Genomic DNA, 17,625 nt, shown 5'->3' on the forward strand with positions numbered 1-17,625 from the left:
GCGGAAGGTGTCAATGAAAATGAGACAGCTTCGGGTTGGGTTTAGTGTCCCGCTGCGGGACTCGCGTGGGTGTCGATGGTCTTGTTCGAGGGCTGGTTGATCCAGATCTCGGTCGGCAGCGAGGGCGGTGTTGGGGGTCCGTTTGGGAAGCGCTCGGGATGCGCTGCGAATGCGGCGGCGAGCGCTCGGGCACGGGCCTCCTGCCGCTCCTCAGCGAGGCCATGGTGGATGTCGTGGGGGGTCATCAGCCCCAGGCCGCTGTGGAGATGTTCGTGGTTGTACCAGCTGAAGAAGTCGCGGCAGTGGCTCTCGGCAGCGGCGAGGTCATCGAAGCGCCCGGGGTACTCGGGTCGGTACTTCAGCGTCTTGAAGTGGGACTCGGAGAAGGGGTTGTCGTTCGAGACCCGTGGCCTCGAGAAGCTCTTGGTCACGCCTAGGTCGGCGCAGGTCTGCGCGAAGGTCTTGGAGGTCATCGGCGAGCCGCGATCTTGGTGCAGCGTGAGCACCTTCGGCTCGATCTCCTGCCGAGCGCAGGTCTCGGTGATGAGCCGCTGGGCCAGACCTGCCGACTCGGCCTCGGCGATGAGCCAGCCGACGACGTAGCGACTGAAGAGGTCGAGGACGACGTAGAGGTAGAAGTAGGTCCACTTGCGCGGGCCGAGCAGCTTGGTGATGTCCCAGGTCCACACCTGGTTTGGCGCCCTCGCGCACAGCCGCGGGGTGGCGTTGGGGGGATGCACGCGCTGGTTCCTGCGTTCGCGGACTTCGTCGTTGTCGGTCAAGATCCGGTACATGGTGCGGACCGAGCACAGGTGCTTGCCTTCGTCGAGCAGCCGCCCGTAGACCTCAGCAGGGGCTTGGTCGACGAAGCGTTGTTCGTGGAGGGTATCGAGCACCGCCTGGCGCTCTTGTCCCGACAGCGCGCGCGAGGGCTTCGGGCGCGGCCGCTTGGGTCCGTGGAGCTCCCCGTAGCGCTTGCGGTAGTAGGTCGCACGAGACAGGCCGAGAGCGGCGCATGTCGACTCGACGCCGAGCCGGTTGACGATGTCGATCATGGCCCCTCGTCCTTGCCGAGTTCCTCGAGCATCGATGCCAGTTTTTTTTGGACCTCGACGAGGGCCTCGGCGCGCTCACGGCGGGCGCGCTCCTTGGCGAGCTGCTTCTCGAGCTCGGCGATCTTTTGGTCGCGGGGGTCGGTCTTCGACTTGGGCCCGCGCTTGTTCGGCTCGAGGGCCGCGAGTTCACCGAGCTCGCGGGCTTGCCTCCAGCTCGACAGGTGCGACGAGTACAAGCCCTCACGACGCAGCAGCGCGCTGACCTCACCAGGCTTGGTGCAGGCATCGGCTTGCGCGAGGATCCTGCGCTTGTACTTGGCCGTGAAGCGCCGCCGCTTTGGTTTTGCCACCACCTGTACTTCGGGCTGAGTCTGGCGTGGTTTGGTTGTCTGAGTCATCGGCTGGCTGGTTCTCGCCCTCTACACTAATCTCGGGGGCTTCGCTGTCTCACCCTTGTTGGCACAGAGGGAGGAGCCCAAGAAGAAGAGCACGAGGTCGAAGAAGCAGACCACGAAGACGAACGAGAAAAAGAAGGCAAAGAAGAAGGAGCGTCGGGTGAGTACGACGGACCCAGAGGCTCGGGTGATGAAGATGGGAGACGGAGGGTGGCGGCCGTCCTTCAACCTTCAGTTTGCGCAAGACACCAAGGAGAATTTCATCGTGGGTGTGGGCGTGACGAACGTCGGGAGTGACAAGAGCCAGATGCTTCCGATGTGCGCGCAGGTGCTCGCGCGTACGGGAGTGCGCCCTCGGGAGTGGCTGGTCGACGGAGGCTTCGTGAAGCTCGCAGCCATCCACGAGATGGAGGCCAAAGGGACGCGAGTCTATGCGCCGGTGCCCAAGCCGCGAGACGAGGAGGACGACCCCTACGCCCGCAAGCCCAAGGACACGGATGAGACGTGGCGGTGGCGAAGGCGGATGAAGACCGAGTCGGCCAAGAGGAAGTACCGGCAGCGAGGGGCACACGCGGAGCTGGTCAACGCGGACCTTCGAGCATGGCGCGGGCTGCAGCAGCTACCGGTCCGAGGGGAGTCGAAGGTGAGGACGGTGGGGCTGTGGATGGCGCTGACCTACAACCTGCTGAAGTGGACGAAGCTGGTGCCGATGCCGGCATGAGCGGCGGGCGCTGAGCTGCCTCCCGGGCCTCCGCCGGGGCAGCTGAGCTGCCTCCCGGGCCTCCGCCGGAGCAGCTGCCCATGCTTGGGCAGGAGTATCGGCGGTCAAGGGAGAGGTCCAAGCCGTGCGTCACTCGCGTCGGCCCGAGTCCGTGCACGACTTCGGGGAAAGACTTACAGCCTCTGAGTCGTGGACGTGGGGCAGGGAGGGCGTGGCGTCGTCCACGACGGCTAAAGTAGACAGAGGGGCGGACAGGACTCGTTCTGGCCGACCCTCTGAACGGGGCCGCCCTCACTCTTCTTTGGCTTTTGGCGCGTCCGAGCAAGGCTCGTCGAAGCCGCCGTAGTCCGCGAGCGCTTCGCGGGGATCCTCGCCCTGGCTCACCGCCAAGGCGATGGCGCTCGCCAGGTAGACCTCGCCCTCCTTGCTGGGGTCCTGGTCCTTGGCCGTCCACGGCACGTGATGCAGGCGCTGGCGATAGAGGAGGTGCTCGGGCGGGACCAGCTCGTGGAGGACCTCGAAGCTGTCGTGGCCGACGATCTCGTCGGTGCAGCTCCAGGCGATCCACGTCCGCTCGTGGATGAGCTCGGCCAGGGCCCCGTCGCCCGTCTGCTCCACCGCGTCGGCGATGGTGAGCTCAGCCGCGGAGCAGCGCGCGATCATCCGCTTGGCGACCGCGGTGCTCCGGCCTAGCCGGACTCCGCGGGCCGGCGCGATCAAAGCCAGGGAGACCCGGCCCAGGGCCTCGGGCTCACGAGCGGCGAGGCGGGTGAGCACGTCGAGGACGAGGCAGCCGCCCTGAGAAAAACCCACGAGGGTCGCCGAGGCCTCAGGGCTGCGCTCGAGGTAGGCGAGCAGGAAGGTCAGCTGGCGATCGAGGAGGTCCTCGATCTCGGCGTTCGCGCGTCCTGCGGTCGGGTACTCGAGGTTGACGACCAGCGCGTGGCCCTCCATCGGGGCGCGGCGAATGCGGATGTTGCGGTCGGAGTCGGAGAAGGTCCCGTCGTAGATGGCGATCAGGTCCTTCCCCCAGTCCTCGGGGTGCGCGACGTACAGCCCCGAGCCTCGGTCGGGTGGGCGGCACGCCGTCAGGAGCAAACCAAATAAGAATACCCAGGACGGGGACCAAACCGTCCTGGGTAAAAAATTCAGCACCGACCTATGGAATCGAGAATCGAGGCGCCTTTAGCGCAAAGCTTAGCGAAGCTCTCTAGGGTTAGTTCAGATCGAGAAGCCAAGCTCAAGTCAGGTTCAAGGTGTCAGTTCAAGTCAGGTGAAGGTTCAAGCTGAGCCAAGTCAAAAGGTTTAGAAGAAGGTAGACGAGGCGAAGCTAAGTTTGTCAGGTTAGGGGGTTAGGTAAGTAAGTTCTCGCAAGCCAAGGAGATGAAGATGAAGGACATCAAGTCAAGGAGTCAGTCCAAGTAAGCGAGTTGCCATACCCCATGTGCAGATACGGGGCCAAGATTCCAAGTGTTTGAAATTATGATGACTTTTGTGTTGCCATGTGGATGTGCCCCGAGAACCGAGTGCAAGCTATGACGTCGATGTCCGACAAAGCGGCGTGACAGCGAGACCGACTCTGACATCGATGTCGTGGTCCCGACGGTGCGCGAAGATTTCGGAGCTCGATTTCGAGCAGGCGCGACCCGGAGTGAGCAGGCCTCACCGATGAATCATCTTCTGACGCCGTTCTAGGGGCTTTGAGCCCGCGGAGACTCACGAAAGATCGCTCTCGGTGTCGTGTCAGAGCCATGCTAGACGGCCGGACACCAGGATCGGAGCGCGCATGGAAGTTCACACTGAGGGAGTAGGCGTGAAGAGCGCTGTCTTGAAGTTTGGTGGTGAGGTCGTCGCGGATCCGTGCGCGTTGGCCGAGGTCCTCGCTGACGTCGCCCGTCTCGTGGACGCCGGTTGGCGCTTCGTGATCTGCCACGGCGGCGGACCTCAGGCGACGGCGCTCGGCCAGGCCCTGGGGCTCGAGGTCGCAAAGGTGGCCGGTCAGCGGGTCACGGACGCGGCGACCCTCGAGGTCGTCAGCCAGGCGATCGCCGGACAAGCCTCGACGACGGTGGTCGCGGCGGCGCTCGAAGCGGGCGTCCGGGCCGTCGGCGTCTCAGCGGGGGTGGTCCAGGCGACGCGTCGGCGGCCCGTCGAGGTCGAGGGGCGGACGGTCGACTACGGCTTCGTGGGTGACATCACTGCCATCGACACCGAGCTCCTCCGTGGTTTGTGGGCCCTGGGCCGAACGCCGGTGGTGAACCCGGTGGCCGTGTGGAGGGGGGAGGCGACCGGCCCGGCTCGCGGACGCCTCAACGTCAACGGCGATACGGTCGCCGCAGCCATCGCCGTCGAGCTCGGGGTGGACCACCTGTTTGCGATGACGGCCGTGGGTGGCGTTTTGCGTGATCGACACGACCCGAGCACGCGGATCGCCGTCCTCGACGAGCCCAACGCGCGCGAGGCGATCGCCGCTGGCGTCATCGCGGGCGGGATGATCCCCAAGGTTGAGGAGGCTCTCGTGGCCCTCTCGCGGGGGGTGGGTGCCGTGCACATCCTCGGGGCCAAGGCCGGCCTATTGCTCGCCGAGGCCGAGCTGCCGGGTCGGGTGGGGACGGCGCTGCGTGCCGAGTGAGCTCTGGGCGGGTTTGCCTGGGCAGCGAGCGTGATAGAGTAGCCGGCCAAGTGCAGCCCGAGCGACCCCCAGAACCACAGGGCCCGCGGCTAGAGCCGTCGCGGAGCCCATGCAGTGAGTACGGCGGGTCCGCCGAGGGACCTGTCGAGGGGCCCGCCGAGGGCCGACGATGAGCGACGCCGACATTCTGTCGCTGCTCGTGTTCGCCCTCTGCCTCGCCGGCAGCATGTTCTTCTCCGGGAGCGAGACGGCGATCACCAGCTACGGCGATCGCCGGGCCCGGCGCGCCAAGGAAGAGGGCGGCCGCGAGGGCAACTTGCTCGGCTGGTGGGTCGACGAGCCCGTCTCGGTGCTCTCGACCATCCTGCTCGGCAACAACATCACCAACACCCTGATGGGTGCGACGGCCACGGCGCTGGCGATCCGCCACCTCGAGAAGACGCCCTGGGGCTCCTGGGCCGTGCCCGTGGCGGTGGTCGTGACCACCGGCCTGCTGCTGATCTTCGGCGAGATTGTCCCCAAGGCCCTCGGCAAGCTCTACACCCACCGGGCCACGATCCCGGTGCTCGCCATCCTCAAGGCCCTGTCTCGGGTGACCCGCCCGCTGGTCTGGATCCTGGCCAAGATCACTGACGCGGTGATCAGCCGGGCGGCGGCCTCCACCGAGGGCAGCGGCACGGCGCGGGTGACCTCGGGCGAGCTCGGCTATCTGGTCAAGGTCGCCGAGCGCGAGGGCACGATCCCGGCGGAGCAGGCCCAGCTGCTCCAGCAGGTGTTCCGCTTCGAGGACAAGATCGTCCGCGACATCATGGTCCCCCTCGATCGCGTCGTCGGCGTCGACATGGGCTGGGACATCGAGAAGATCAAGCGAGTCGCCCACGCTACGGGGCACAGTCGCCTGCCCGTCTATCACGGCGACCTCGACAACATCCGCGGCATCCTGCACATCAAGCAGATCGTCGGCATCGAGCTGGGCGAGGCGGCGACGGAGAGCAGCCGCTTCGAGATGTTCGAACGCCTGCTGCGCTCGCCCTTCTTCGTCAGCGAGAGCCTGCTGATCCACGACCTGCTGCGCCGCTTCAAGGAGCAGCGCGTGCACCTGGCGATCGTCGTCGACGACGGCGGAGACACCGTCGGGGTCGTCACCCTCGAGGACGTCATCGAGCAGATCGTCGGCCAGATCTTCGACGAGACCGACCGGGCGCCTTTGTTCGCGCCGCTGGACAGCGGGGTGCAGTACCTCGACGGTCAGGCCAGCCTGCACACGGTCAGCGAGGCACTGAATGTCGACTTCGAGGACATCGACGGCGTCGACAGTGTGGGCGACCTGCTCACCCGCATGGCGGGCCAGATGCCCATCGCCGGCTCGGTGTTCGTCTGGGAGGGCATCCGCTTCAAGATCCTCGCGGCGGACGCCACCCGGATCATCCGCGTCAGCGTCGAGCGGGTCGAGCTCGAAGACGACTACGACGAGGGCTGAGAGCCGCGAAGGTCGGGCGTTGTCGTGCTCTGGTAGACTCGGAGCATGCGCTCTTGGGTTGCTGTCGCTTGTGTGTCTGCCTTGGCGCTGGGCCTCGGAGCCTGCTCCAAGAGCGAAGATGTCCCAGACATCGCCTACTGCGACGATGTCGCGGACTGGGGGGACTCGGCCATCTCCCTCGAGGAGGAGGTGCTGGAGATCGTCAACATGCACCGGGCGGCGGGGGCGAACTGCGGGAGCGAGGGGAGCTTCGCGCCCACGGAGCCGCTGACCATGAACCCCAACCTGCGCTGCGCCGCCCGCAAGCACACCCTCGACATGGTCGATCGCAACTACTTCAGCCACAATTCGCCCGAGGGCGACGGGCCGTCGGTGCGCATCGACGCGGCGGAGTACGACTGGAGCACCTGGGGCGAGAACATCGCGAGGGGCTCGTCGGACGCCGAAGGCACGATGGAGCAGTGGATGGGCAGCGACGGTCACTGCGCCAACATCATGAACCCGAGCTTCACGGAGATCGGGGTGGGCTACGTCGCGGGCGGCGAGTTTGGCCACACCTGGACGCAGGTGTTCGGCCGCCCGCCGGGCTGAGGAGGAGGTTTACAGCCCGCGGTGGCGGGCGTAGAGGCGGTCGCGCCAGGCGAACACCTCGGGGTGGGCCTCGACGATCGCTTCGCGGGTCCACACGCCGCGGGTCGCCGGCTTGTGGCGGAACAGGTGCGCCGGCGGGTTCATGGCGTTGACGGCTACGGCGCAGACCATGTCGGCGTAGCTGAGTCGATCCTCGATGAGGTGGTCGCCGCGGGCGAGGGCCTTGGCGAGCGCGCTGCAAAACTCCTGGAGAGCGCGCTCGTGCTCGTCGAGGGCCGAGGGGTCGGCCCCGTACTTGCGCGCGAGGAAGCGAGCGCCCCGGCGCGCGACGCCTCGCATGGACCGGCGCATCAGCGAGGGCACGGCGGGGGGGAGGCTCTCGATCTGGGCCAGGTCGCTCTGGGTGGTCGCGTGGATGACCAGGGCGCGGGCGTGCTCGAGGGCGGCCTGGGCTCGCTCGGTCCACTCGGCCAAGGTCGCGTCGCCGCCCTCGGGGAACAGGCCAAAGCCCTTGCCGAGCAGCTCCGCGCGCCGGGCGATCTGCTCCGAGTCCCCGTGCGACCCGGCCTCGTCGAGGAGCAGGGGCACGGAGGCCGGCACGCCCTTGTCGCGGGAGCGGGTGTGCCAGCGCAGGGGGAGCTCGCCGATCATCGGCAGGTGCTCCCGGTAGCGGTAGTCGACCTCGTTGACGTCGAGGGCCCAGCGGGCCTTCTCCGTCCACGGCGAGTAGTGCAGTCCCCACAGCGTCGGTCGCTTGGTCGAGGCCTTCGCCATGGCCGGACTATAGCCCAGCTGGCTTCAGAGCCTCGGTAGGGTGTCGGTCAGGATGCCGGCTTCGACGAGGGGCCCGCGCTCCCCGAGGCTCGGGCAGTTGGGGTTGGCCTTGTGCCGGGTGGCCCGCTCGAGCTTGCGCGCGGACACGAGGAAGGGCCGGAGCTCGGCGGCCGGGAGGCCGAAGGTGGCCTCGCCCGCGCTGGCGATGGCGTCGAGGCCCGCGTCGTCGAGGGGGGCGGGGTCGAGCAGCGCGGGCTGGAGGTCGGCGAGGCGGCTGAGCTTCTCGATGGTGCCGACCTTGGTGTACTCGCCGCTGTCCCAGTCGATGCGGCTGTAGCTCCAGTCGACGCCGCTGAGCGCCCGCAGCTCGTCCTCGTCGTTGTGCTGCTCGCCGGTGCCGTGCAGGTCGGGGGAGGGCAGGGCGTCGATGATCCGCTGGGGCACGCCGACGGCCCGACCGAGCTGGAAGACCTCGCCCTTGGCCAGCATCGCGATGGGGTTGGTGTCGACCTCCCCGTCGCCGCCTTTTTGGAAGAAGCGCAGCCACCGGTCCTCGCACTCGTTGCCCGTGCCGTGGCGGATGCCGCCGCCGGCCATGCGGTTGAAGCCGCGGCCGATGGGCGCGCGGATGCACGAGCGGATCGAGCCGACGATGGTTGGGTCCGCGGCGGCGCGCTCGTCGAGCGCGGCGGCGTCGTGGCCCGCGGCGATCAGGGCCGCGCGCATGTCGACGATCAGCTGGTCGAACATCGCCGTCAGGTCGACGATCACCAGGGGCACGCCGAAGGCGTCGGCGGCCGCCTGCGCGCGCTCTCGAGAGTCCGTGGACGAGTGGATGCTCGAGTACACCGTGACGATGTTCTCGGGCCCCAGGGCGCGGCTCAGCAGGCCCAACATCACGGCAGAGTCGACGCCGCCGCTGAGGTCGAGCTCGGCGCGGCGGGTGCCGACGGCGTCGTGAAAAGAGCGGATGGCGGCGACGCGATCGTCGATGAGGGCCTGGGGGTCGAGGACGGGCATGGTGCTGGGGGCTCCTTTGCTTGAAGTGTACTTGAAACACTAAGCCGGTTCGCCGGGGGGGCAAGGTGAGGGCGCGCGCAAGAATAGCAGTCTGGCTCCCCAGGTGGGTCTGGGTGCGGGGTGTGGTCCGGATGCTCAGCCTTCTTCTTCTGGGGGGACCTCCTCGATCTCCCAGCGCTCGTAGACCGGCGGGTCGTGGTCGAGCTCGGTCAGGAAGCGGCTCGGCCGGAGCACGGTGGTCGGCCCCCGGCGCCCCTCCTCGATGGTGGGGTAGAGCAGGTACAGGTCGTCCTCGGCCCGGGTGGTCGCGACGTAGAACAGCCGCCGCTCCTCCTCGAGCTCGGCGTTGGCGCGCAGGGCCTGGCTGCTGGGGAAGCGCCCGTCGACGAGCCACAGCACGAACACCACGGGCCACTCGAGGCCCTTGGCCTGGTGGATGGTCGAGAGCACCAGCTTGTCGTCGGGCTCGTCGCCCATGACCACGTTCTCGGCCGAGATGCCCTCGATGAGCGCGAGCTCCGAGAGGAACTCCGTCGCGTCCTCCCAGCGCCCGGCGTAGTTGGCGAGGTTGTCGAGGTCCTCCTTGCGCGCGTCGGCGTTCTCGAACGAGCGCTCGGCGTAGTCGGCGTAGTGCTCGTGGACGATGATCTCGATGGCCCGCCCGGGGTTGCGGCCGCCGGCCTCGAGCAGGCGATCGAAGAGCTTGGCGAGGGTCACGAGGGCGTCCTTGGCCCGGCCCTTGGCCTGCTTGGACTCGGCGGCGAGGACCTCGGGCACGGGCGCGGGCGGGCCGGCGGGGACGGGCAGGCGGCGGCCGAAGGCGTCGAACTCCCCGGCGAGCACCGAGGCCACGCGCTCGGCCGTGCGGTTGCCGATGCCCGGCCACAATCGCAGCAGGCGCAGCCACGCGAGGGCGTCGCGGGGGTTCTCGCGGGCGCGCAGGTAGGCGACCACGTCCTTGATGTGGCGCTGCTCGAAGAAGCGCACCCCCGAGCGCACGGCGAAGGGGATGTTGCGCCGGGTCAGCTCGACCTGGAGCTCGAGGGAGTGGGCGTGGTTGCGGTAGAGCACCGCCATCTTGCGCAGCGGCAGGCTCTGCTCGTGGTGCAGCTCGAGCACGCGCTGGGCCACGAGCTCGCCTTGCTGGATCACGTCGCGCAGGGGGATGAGCGCCGGGGTGGCCCCGGGCTTGCGCACGGCCGTGAGCTCCTTGGGGTGCTGCTCGCGGTTGCGGGCGATGGAGCGGTTGGCCAGCGAGAGGATCTGCGGCGTCGAGCGGTAGTTGATGGTCAGCGGGAGGACCTGCGCCTCCTTGTGGCGGATGCGAAAGTCGTAGATCTGCGAGAAGTCGGCGCCGCGGAAGGAGTAGATGGACTGGGCGTCGTCGCCGACGCAGGTCAGCGAGCCGTGGTCCCGGGCCATCTCGTCGATGATCGCGCCCTGGAGCACGTTGATGTCCTGGTACTCGTCGACGAGCATGTGGTCCCACTGCCCGCGCAGCTGCTCGGCCACGCTCGCGTGCTTGGGGTCGCGCAGCAGCTCGAGCCAGTAGCTGAGCAGGTCGTCGAAGTCGACCATGTTGAGCCGACGCTTGCGCTCCTTGAAGTCGGCGAGGACCTTGTCGATGGGCGCGACCAGGTCCAAAAAGCGGGTGAAGCGACGCTCGATGACCGCGGGGATGGTCCCGAGCATGCCCGCGGCCTGGCTGGCGATCTTGGTCAGCACCCGGGCGTCGGGGAAGCGCTTGCTGGTCAGCACGGCCATGCCGAGCTCGCTGACCACCGAGCCCATCAGGTCGCGGGCGTCCTCGGGGTCGAGGATGCCAAAGTCCGGGCCCAGGCCGACGGCCTCGCCGTAGCGCCGCAAGATGCGGTTGCCGACGTGGTGGAAGGTGCCCGAGGCGCTGCGCCGCATGTCGATGGTCAGCAGGCTCTCGACGCGGTGGACCATCTCCCGGGCGGCGCGGTTGGTGAAGGTCACCAGCATGATGCGCTCGGGCTGGCAGCCCCCCGCGACCAGCTTGGCCACGCGGTAGGTCAGGGTCCGGGTCTTGCCCGTGCCCGCGCCGGCGAGGACGAGGATCTTGCCCGCCGGCGCCTCGACCACGGCGCGCTGCTGGGGGTTGAGGTCCCGCTGGAGGTCGACCGCCGGCTTGGGCGAGCGCGTCTTTAGGCTGTACTTGGCCAAGGCTGGCTCCTAGAGCTCCCGGCGCAGGTATTCGAAGATGCGCTTTTCCATGTACACGCGGTCGGCGAGCTTGCGCGGCATGTGGCGCTCGTCGGGGTAGAGCTGGAGGGTGTAGTCCTTGCCCGCGGCGATCAGCGCGTTGATCAGCCGCGCCGTGTGGCGAAAGTGCACGTTCTCGTCGATGAGGCCGTGGACCAACAGGAGCTCGTGTTCGTCGGTCATGCCGTCGAGGTGGGCCATGACCGCCGAGACCTCGTAGCCGTCGACGTTCTCCTGGGGCAGGCCCATGTAGCGCTCGGTGTAGTGGGTGTCGTAGCCGTCCCAGTGGGTCACCGGGGCGCCGGAGACGGCCACGCGGAAGGTCTCCGGCGCGCGGGCCAGGGCCATGGCGGACATGTAGCCGCCGTAGCTCCACCCGTAGATGGCCACGCGATCTTTGTCGGTCAGGCCCTGCTCGACGAGCCAGTTGACCCCGGCGACCTGGTCCTGGACCTCGACGTTGCCCATGTCGTGGCGCAGGGCGCCCTCGAAGGCCAGCCCGCGCCGGGCCGCGCCGCGGTTGTCGAGCTTGAACACGAGGTAGCCGTGGTCGCGCAGGCGTTGGCTGCGAAGGTCCACGTTCATGCTCCAGGACTCGCTCACGCGCTGGGCGTGGGGGCCACCGTAGACGGACACCACGGTGGGGTAGGGGGGCTGGAACTTGGCCGGGTCGGGCTCGTAGAGCGCCCCGTAGAGGGTGGTCTCGCCGTCCGCCGCTTTGAGCTCGACCATGCGCGGGGCCTTCAGGGTGAAGGTCGCGGTCTCGGGGACGATGCGCGGGTCGAGGGTCGAGAACTCGCTCGGGTGCAGGGTCCGGATCAGCGCGCCGTCGGCGAGCTTGCGCAGCTCGATGGTTGGCGGGCGATCGCTGGCCGAGTGCACGTCGACGAAGCGCGCAAAGCCGTGGTCGAGGGTCACGCCGTGCATGCCCTTGGCCTCGGTGATCTTGCGCAGGCCCTCGCCGTCGAGGCCGACGGCGTAGAGGTGGCGCTCGCGGGCGTCGTCCTTGGTCGCGGTGAAGTAGACGGTCTGGCCGGCCTCGTCGACGCTGGCGCTCTCGACCATCCAGTCTCCGGAGGTCAGCTGGCGAATCTCTTTGCCGTCGGCGCCGTGGAGGTAGAGGTGCTGGAAGCCGCTCTTCTCCGAGGCCCACAAGAAGCCGCCGACCTGCTCGGGGTGCGCGGCCGCGGTGGCCTCGTCGAGGTCGAGGGGGATGAACAGGTTGTGGAGGTTGATCCACACCTCGGAGGTCTCGGTCAGCAAGGTCGTGGGCGAGCCGGCGGCGCCCGCGAAGCAAAGCAGGCGCAGCTCGAGCTGGCGGCGATCCTGGACCTGGGCGCACAGCCGCCCGTCGGGCATGTAGCCGACCCGGGCGATGTAGAAGTCCTGGGCGGCGTCGGTGGTCCACTCGCCGCCGCGCTCGGTCCAGTCGGCGACGGCCCCGGCGAGGTCGAGCCAGCGGATGCTCCCGGCCTTGGCCGAGCTGGGCGTGGTCGTCAGCGGGACCACGCCCAGGCGCACGCGGGCGTTGTCCGTGCCAGCGAAGGGGTAGCCGTGGTCCTCCTGGGCCGCGTCGCCGACGGCGTCCTTGCCCTGGTGGACGATGCGGTAGGCCGGGATGTGGGTCTCGTCGACCTCGATGAAGGCCAGGGAGGAGCCGTCGGGAGCCCACCAAAAGCCGGTGTGCCGGCCCATCTCCTCGGCGGCGATGTACTCGGCGAGGCCGCGCAGCTTGCCGGCCTCGACGCCCTTGGTGACCTGAACCGGCGCGCTGTCGGGGGCGGTCGGGACCACCCACAGCTCGCCGCCTTTGACGTAGGCGACGTGCTCGCCCGAGGGCGAAAGGCGCGGGCTCAGGGCGGGGCGGGGGTCTTCTTCGGTCTTGCCGACGAGCCGGCGCAGCTCGCCGTCGAGGCCGTCCTGGACCCAGATCTCACCGGTCAATGGGACGAGGATGGGCACGGGCGGCGCCGCCTCGCCGGTCGGAGCCGCGGGCGGGGCCTTGGGCCAGGAGTAGCGGGTCACCCCGAGGGCGCGCTGGCGCAGGCGCTCGCGAGCGAGCTTCTCCTCCGGGGACAATTTGTCTTCGCTCACGCCCCCGCCGGGGGGCTCGACCACGCGCTTGGGCGCCCCGTCCTCGGCCTGGAGATCGATGGCGAACAGCTCGCGGCTGAGGCTGTCGTCGGGGCTGTCGAGGAAGGCCAGGTAGCGGTCGTCTGGAGAGAAGCGCAGGGCGCCCGGGACCGCAGTCCCCGGGAGGGGGTAGGTCGCAATGTCCTCGAGGGTGATGTCGCTTTCGAATTTCATGGCCTGTGCGCTGTCCTTGCCCCCCTCGGCCTCTCCGGCGGATGGGCGAGCCGCGTCGGGTCCCCCCGGATCGGCCTGCGGAGTCGAGCCGTCGCAGCCCGCCACGAGGCCGAGGGCGAGACACAGCCCGAGCTGCAGGGGCAGGCTGAGGGAGCGGGGGCGCGAGCCGGGCATGGCGGGCATGGCGGGCATGGTCCCAAAAAGCGGGGGGCGAGGGGAGAAGGATCTCGCGCGTTCCTCGCCGCGTCGGGAGTTTCGACCTCGGTGTCCAGGAGCGGGGTCCTGCCCGAGTTTTGCGCGCTTGCGTCGGTCCACGAGCGCGGATATCCCCCCGAGATGCCGAGCCTCGCCGATCAGCTCACCAGCCCGGGCACCCGGGAGCGCGTCGTGGATGCCTGCTGCGCGCTGATCGACGGGGAAGTCGCCCGCAAGCGGGGGCTCACGGGGGCGGCGGTCAAGGCCAGCTTCGCGGTTGTCACCCGGGTCAAGCCCGGCTTCGTGCGCCACGTCGTCGACACCCTGCTCCCGGAGTTCGCCGAGGCCCTCGAGCCCTTTTATCGGGAGAGCAAGGCCGAGGTCGAAGGCGGGGGGGCGTCGGGGAGCGTGGGCGAGGTGTTCGCGGCCAAGGTCGCGTCGCGCAAGGGCGAGGCCTCCGAGGCGCTGCTCGGGGTGACCGATCGGCGCATCGGCGAGGCCCGCTCCTCGCTCAAGCGGGCCTACGGCAAGCTGCGCCCCAACGCCCGCGGCCACGTCGAGGACGCCCTGCCCGGGCTCATCGCGGCGCTCCAGCCTCACGTGGCTTGAGTCGTGGGCGCGATGGGGGCGAGCTCGCCCCGGTGGATTGGCTCACTGGTGGGACTCACGAAGGCGCCGCGAGAGCGGGCCGTGATCCGGGTCTCACCTCGGGAAGGTCGCCGCGAGAATGTCCCGCCCGAGGCGGCGTCGAAGCTCACCGATGCCCGCACCGCCATGGGGACGAGCGCCGGAGCGCGCGCCTGGAGAGAGCCGCGCCCTCGGGACTCGCGGCCACCTCGGCGCTGAGTCAGGCGAAGGTGCGCACGGGCGCCCAGGCATGGCTGAAGCGTCGCTGAGCGGGGCCTCCGCGCCGCAAAGGCCAGCTGGACGAGCCCCGGACCGGCCCGTAACATGCGCGGCAGACATGCCTGGCGACGCGGCCACTCAAGACTCCTCCCAGCTCGAGGTCGAGCTCAAGACGCTCATCGTCGACGCACTCAAGCTCGAAGATACGGCGCCGCAGGACATCGACAGCGACGAGCCCCTGGTCGGCGACGGCCTGGGCCTGGACTCCATCGACATCCTCGAGCTGGCCATGGCCATCCACCGCCGCTACGGGGTCAAGACGGGCTCCGACGACAGCCAAAACCGCGAGGTCTACGGCTCGGTGCGCAGCCTCGCTGCGTTCATCGCCGAGCAGCGGGGGGCCAGCGCGGGATGACCCGCGAGGCCATCTTCGACGAGGTGCGCCGCACCATCGCGGCGCTCTTCGAGCTCGACGCGGGTGAGGTCCGCGGCGCGTCGACGGTGTTCGACGACCTCGACCTCGACAGCATCGACGCCATCGACCTGGTGGCCAAACTCCAACAGTTCTCCGGGCAGCGCATCGAGGAAGAGCAGATGCGTCGGGTGCGGACCGTCGACGACATCGTCGACCTGCTCGCGGCCCAGCTCGGCTCGGGCGAGGCCGCCGCGAGCTGAGCCGAGCTCGCCCTCTGTCGCCCCGCGCACACGATGTCCGATCCCAACCCAGCTCGCCGCGAGCGACCCTCCGCCTCGACGCCCCCGCGTCTGTCGACGGAGCCGCTGTCCGCCCTCGCGCCCCTGGTCGCGCCCAGCCTCGCGCGCGCCCCAGGGCAGTCGCCCATCCTCGCCCTCCACGACGGCGAGGACCCGGTGGCGTTCGGGGCCGCGGGCACTCGTACCGCCGATCAGCTGCGCCGCGACGTCGCTCGCGTGGCCGCGGTGCTCCCGGCCGCGGCGGCGGAGCAAAGCGGCGAAGCGAGCCGCGAGATCCTGTGCGTGGCGAGTGATCGCTACCACTTCACCGTGGCCTTGCTGGCCGCGTGGCAGCGCGGTCACCGGGTCGCGCTCCCGCCCAACGCCCAGTCCGAGCTGCTGCGCGCCCTCGCCGACGACCCCGCCATCTCCCTGGTCATCCACGACACCGACGAGATGACCGGCCTCGATCTGCGCCCGCTGCTGCGCGACTCCCAGACCCGGTCGACGCGCTCCGAGGAGCCCTTCGAGCTCGCCCCGCTGGCGGCGAGCCGCGGCCTGGTCTCGGTGTGGACCTCGGGCAGCACGGGCCAGCACCAGCGCCACCGCAAGACCGCGGGGCAGCTGTTCTCCGAGGCCCTCGTGCTGGCCGAGCATTTCGGGCTCGCGGCCCGGGACGAGGGCGAGGCGGGCCCGGCCTGTCGGGGCGCCCGCGTGGCGGCCACCGTGCCCTCGCACCACATCTACGGCCTGCTCTTCTCCGTGCTCGTGCCCCTCGTGGGCGGCGGCTCCTTCTTGCGCGAGACGCCCCTGCACGCCGGGGTGGTCCGCGGCGCGGTCGAAGACGCCGACGTGCTCGTCAGCGTGCCCGCGCACCTTCGGGCCCTGCGGATCCTCGACGCCGGCCAGCTGCCCGTGCTCGATCGCGTGTTCTCGTCGGGCGCGCCTTTGCCCCCGGCCACGGCCAGCATGGTGTTCGAGCGCTTCGGCATGGCCGTCACCGAGGTGCTCGGGTCGACGGAGACCGGCGGCATCGCCTCGCGCGTCAGCGGCCCCCCGCAGACCGACAGCGAGGCCGGCGCGCCTTGGGAGCCGCTCCCGCACGTCGCCCTCGAGATCGACGACGAGGACGGGCGGCTGTCCGTCGACTCGCCCTTCCTCCCGCCCGAGGGCCCGCGCCCGTGGCGGACGGCCGATCGGGTCGAGCTCGCGTCGACGCAGCCCCTGCGCTTTCGCCACCTCGGCCGCGTCGACGGGGTCGTGAAGATCGGCGGCAAGCGGGTCGCCCTCGCCGAGATCGAGCGCCGCCTGTTCGAGGTCCCCGGGGTCGAGGACGCGGCCGTGGCCGTGGTCGAGGTTGGCGGCGCCCGAGGTCGGGAGACCGTCGCCGTGGTCGTGGCCCCCGGGCTGAGCCCGGAGCTGCTCCGCCACGAGCTGCGCCGCTGGCTCGATCCCGTGGTCGTGCCCCGGCGCATGCGCTTCGTCGACGCCCTGCCGCGGGAGCGCAACGGCAAGCTGACCCGCGAGCGCCTGCTCGAGACCATCGAGGGCGGCAAGCACAAGGTCCGCACCCTCGAGTGCACCCCGCTGAGCGCGACGGACACCGATGCAGGTACCGTCGCCGAGTACGCGCTCTACGTGCCCCGCGATCTGTTCGCCCTGCGCGGGCACTTCCGCCGCTTCCCCCTGGTCCCCGGCGTGGTCGAGCTCGACCTGGCCCGGGAGCAGGCGGCGCTGCGCTGGCCCGAGCTCGGCCGCCTGGCCCGGGTCCTGCGCCTGAAATTCGTCCGCCCCCTGCGTCCCGGCGAGCACCTGCGCATGCGCTTGACCCGACGCAAGACCAACAAGGTCGACTTTTGCCTGTACGCCGAGATTGACGCCGCCGGGTCGGGCTCGGCCGAGGACCGCGTCGGCGTGGGCCAGCTCGTGTTCGAGGCCAGCTGAGGAGCGCGCGTGAGCGAGGAAGCGACCGGCTTTCGGCCCTGCGCCGTCATCCCGACCTACGACAACCCGGACACGGTCCGCGACGTGGTCGTGGCCGTGGGCGAGCACCTGCCCGTGGTCCTCGTCGACGACGGCAGCGGGGCGGCGGGGCGCGAGGCGGTCGCGGCGATCGGGCGCGAGGGCCTGGCCCACGTCCACCACCGCGCGGCCAACGGGGGCAAGGGCGCCGGGGTGACCACGGGCTTCGAGCTCGCCCACGAGCTCGGCTACACCCACGCCCTGCAAATCGACGCCGACGGCCAGCACGAGCTCGGCGACATCCCGCGCTTCGTCGAGGCCGCCGCGGCCCGCCCCGAGGCGCTGATCCTCGGCGCGCCCATCTACGACGAGAGCGCGCCCAAGGGCCGGCTGATCGGGCGCCAGATCACCCAGTTTTGGACCAACGTCGAGACCTACGGGCGGGTCATCGACGACCCCATGTGCGGCTTTCGGGTCTACCCCGTGGCCGCGTCCATTCCCGTGGCCCAGCGCTGCGGCAAGCGCATGGACTTCGACATCGAGATCGCCGTGCGCCTGGTCTGGGCCGGGCTGCCCGTGGTCAACCTCCCCACGCAGGTCCGCTACCCCGAGGGCGGCGTGTCGCACTTTCACATGGTCCGGGACAACGCGCGCATCTCGTGGATGCACTCCAAGCTGGTGCTGACCAGCTGGGGGCGCCTGCTGGCCCGGCCGTTTTGGGCGTGAGA

General features: G+C 69.6%; 14 protein-coding genes and 1 pseudogene. 9 read left to right on the top strand and 6 right to left on the bottom strand.

From position 1 onward, the window contains the following. Positions 1-41: 41 nt before the first annotated feature. A protein-coding gene (locus PPSIR1_RS25200) for an IS3 family transposase (RefSeq protein WP_420813380.1) occupies positions 42-1,453 on the bottom strand; the annotation gives its coding sequence in 2 pieces (ribosomal slippage) (positions 42-1,094 and positions 1,097-1,453; 1,410 coding nt in all). A 70-nt stretch (positions 1,454-1,523) separates the two neighbouring features. Here PPSIR1_RS25200 and PPSIR1_RS25210 point away from each other — a divergent pair. After that, a pseudogene (locus PPSIR1_RS25210) lies at positions 1,524-2,171 on the top strand (IS1182-like element ISPlpa2 family transposase); the annotation flags it as partial. A 291-nt stretch (positions 2,172-2,462) separates the two neighbouring features. On the opposite strand, the gene PPSIR1_RS25215 reads toward PPSIR1_RS25210, so the two are convergent. Continuing rightward, positions 2,463-3,269 (bottom strand): alpha/beta fold hydrolase, encoded by an 807-nt coding sequence (locus PPSIR1_RS25215; protein ID WP_006974007.1) that lies wholly within the window; start codon positions 3,267-3,269, stop codon positions 2,463-2,465. A gap of 715 nt (positions 3,270-3,984) precedes the next feature. On the opposite strand from PPSIR1_RS25215, the gene argB reads away from it, so the two are divergent. The 3 genes from argB to PPSIR1_RS25230 all read left to right on the top strand — a co-directional run bounded on the left by argB (position 3,985) and on the right by PPSIR1_RS25230 (position 6,874). Next, complete coding sequence (gene argB / locus PPSIR1_RS25220) at positions 3,985-4,803, top strand: acetylglutamate kinase (RefSeq protein WP_232296548.1); 819 nt, start codon at positions 3,985-3,987, stop codon at positions 4,801-4,803. A gap of 169 nt (positions 4,804-4,972) precedes the next feature. Then, positions 4,973-6,283 (top strand): hemolysin family protein, encoded by a 1,311-nt coding sequence (locus PPSIR1_RS25225; RefSeq protein ID WP_006974009.1) that lies wholly within the window; start codon positions 4,973-4,975, stop codon positions 6,281-6,283. Between the two features lie 72 nt (positions 6,284-6,355). Then, a complete protein-coding gene (locus PPSIR1_RS25230) occupies positions 6,356-6,874 on the top strand; it encodes a CAP domain-containing protein (RefSeq protein ID WP_157595959.1) in 519 nt (172 codons plus the stop codon). A gap of 9 nt (positions 6,875-6,883) precedes the next feature. Here the strand turns inward: PPSIR1_RS25230 and PPSIR1_RS25235 are convergent, their stop codons facing one another. The 4 genes from PPSIR1_RS25235 to PPSIR1_RS25250 all read right to left on the bottom strand — a co-directional run bounded on the left by PPSIR1_RS25235 (position 6,884) and on the right by PPSIR1_RS25250 (position 13,384). Then, on the bottom strand, positions 6,884-7,648 hold the full coding sequence (locus PPSIR1_RS25235; RefSeq protein WP_006974011.1) for a glutathione S-transferase C-terminal domain-containing protein: 765 nt from the start codon (positions 7,646-7,648) through the stop codon (positions 6,884-6,886). Positions 7,649-7,672: 24 nt separating this feature from the next. Beyond that, a complete protein-coding gene (nadE, locus tag PPSIR1_RS25240) occupies positions 7,673-8,668 on the bottom strand; it encodes an NAD(+) synthase (RefSeq protein WP_006974012.1) in 996 nt (331 codons plus the stop codon). 135 nt (positions 8,669-8,803) lie between these two features. Beyond that, positions 8,804-10,855, bottom strand: a complete 2,052-nt coding sequence (locus PPSIR1_RS25245) for an ATP-dependent helicase (RefSeq protein ID WP_006974013.1) — start codon at positions 10,853-10,855, stop codon at positions 8,804-8,806. Positions 10,856-10,864: 9 nt separating this feature from the next. Beyond that, a complete protein-coding gene (locus PPSIR1_RS25250) occupies positions 10,865-13,384 on the bottom strand; it encodes a S9 family peptidase (RefSeq protein WP_157595960.1) in 2,520 nt (839 codons plus the stop codon). Positions 13,385-13,537: 153 nt separating this feature from the next. On the opposite strand from PPSIR1_RS25250, the gene PPSIR1_RS25255 reads away from it, so the two are divergent. The 5 genes from PPSIR1_RS25255 (at position 13,538) to PPSIR1_RS25275 (ending at position 17,623) form a co-directional block, all read left to right on the top strand. Continuing rightward, the gene (locus PPSIR1_RS25255) at positions 13,538-14,005 is read left to right on the top strand and encodes a DUF6918 family protein (protein WP_006974015.1); all 468 of its coding nucleotides are present in this window, start codon (positions 13,538-13,540) and stop codon (positions 14,003-14,005) included. 355 nt (positions 14,006-14,360) lie between these two features. After that, positions 14,361-14,657, top strand: a complete 297-nt coding sequence (locus tag PPSIR1_RS25260; RefSeq protein WP_006974016.1) for a phosphopantetheine-binding protein — start codon at positions 14,361-14,363, stop codon at positions 14,655-14,657. After that, the gene (locus tag PPSIR1_RS25265) at positions 14,654-14,917 is read left to right on the top strand and encodes an acyl carrier protein (RefSeq protein ID WP_006974017.1); all 264 of its coding nucleotides are present in this window, start codon (positions 14,654-14,656) and stop codon (positions 14,915-14,917) included. Before PPSIR1_RS25260 ends, PPSIR1_RS25265 begins: the two co-directional genes overlap by 4 nt. Positions 14,918-14,950: 33 nt before the next feature. Continuing rightward, positions 14,951-16,879 carry an AMP-binding protein gene (locus tag PPSIR1_RS25270; protein ID WP_006974018.1) on the top strand — a complete coding sequence of 643 codons (1,929 nt, stop codon included), beginning with the start codon at positions 14,951-14,953 and terminating at the stop codon, positions 16,877-16,879. A 9-nt stretch (positions 16,880-16,888) separates the two neighbouring features. Beyond that, positions 16,889-17,623: a glycosyltransferase family 2 protein gene (locus PPSIR1_RS25275; protein WP_006974019.1), complete on the top strand. Its 735-nt coding sequence runs from the start codon at positions 16,889-16,891 to the stop codon at positions 17,621-17,623. The last annotated feature ends 2 nt before the right edge of the window (positions 17,624-17,625 follow it).

Source organism: Plesiocystis pacifica SIR-1 (assembly GCF_000170895.1).
Lineage (GTDB): Bacteria > Myxococcota_A > Polyangia > Nannocystales > Nannocystaceae > Plesiocystis > Plesiocystis pacifica.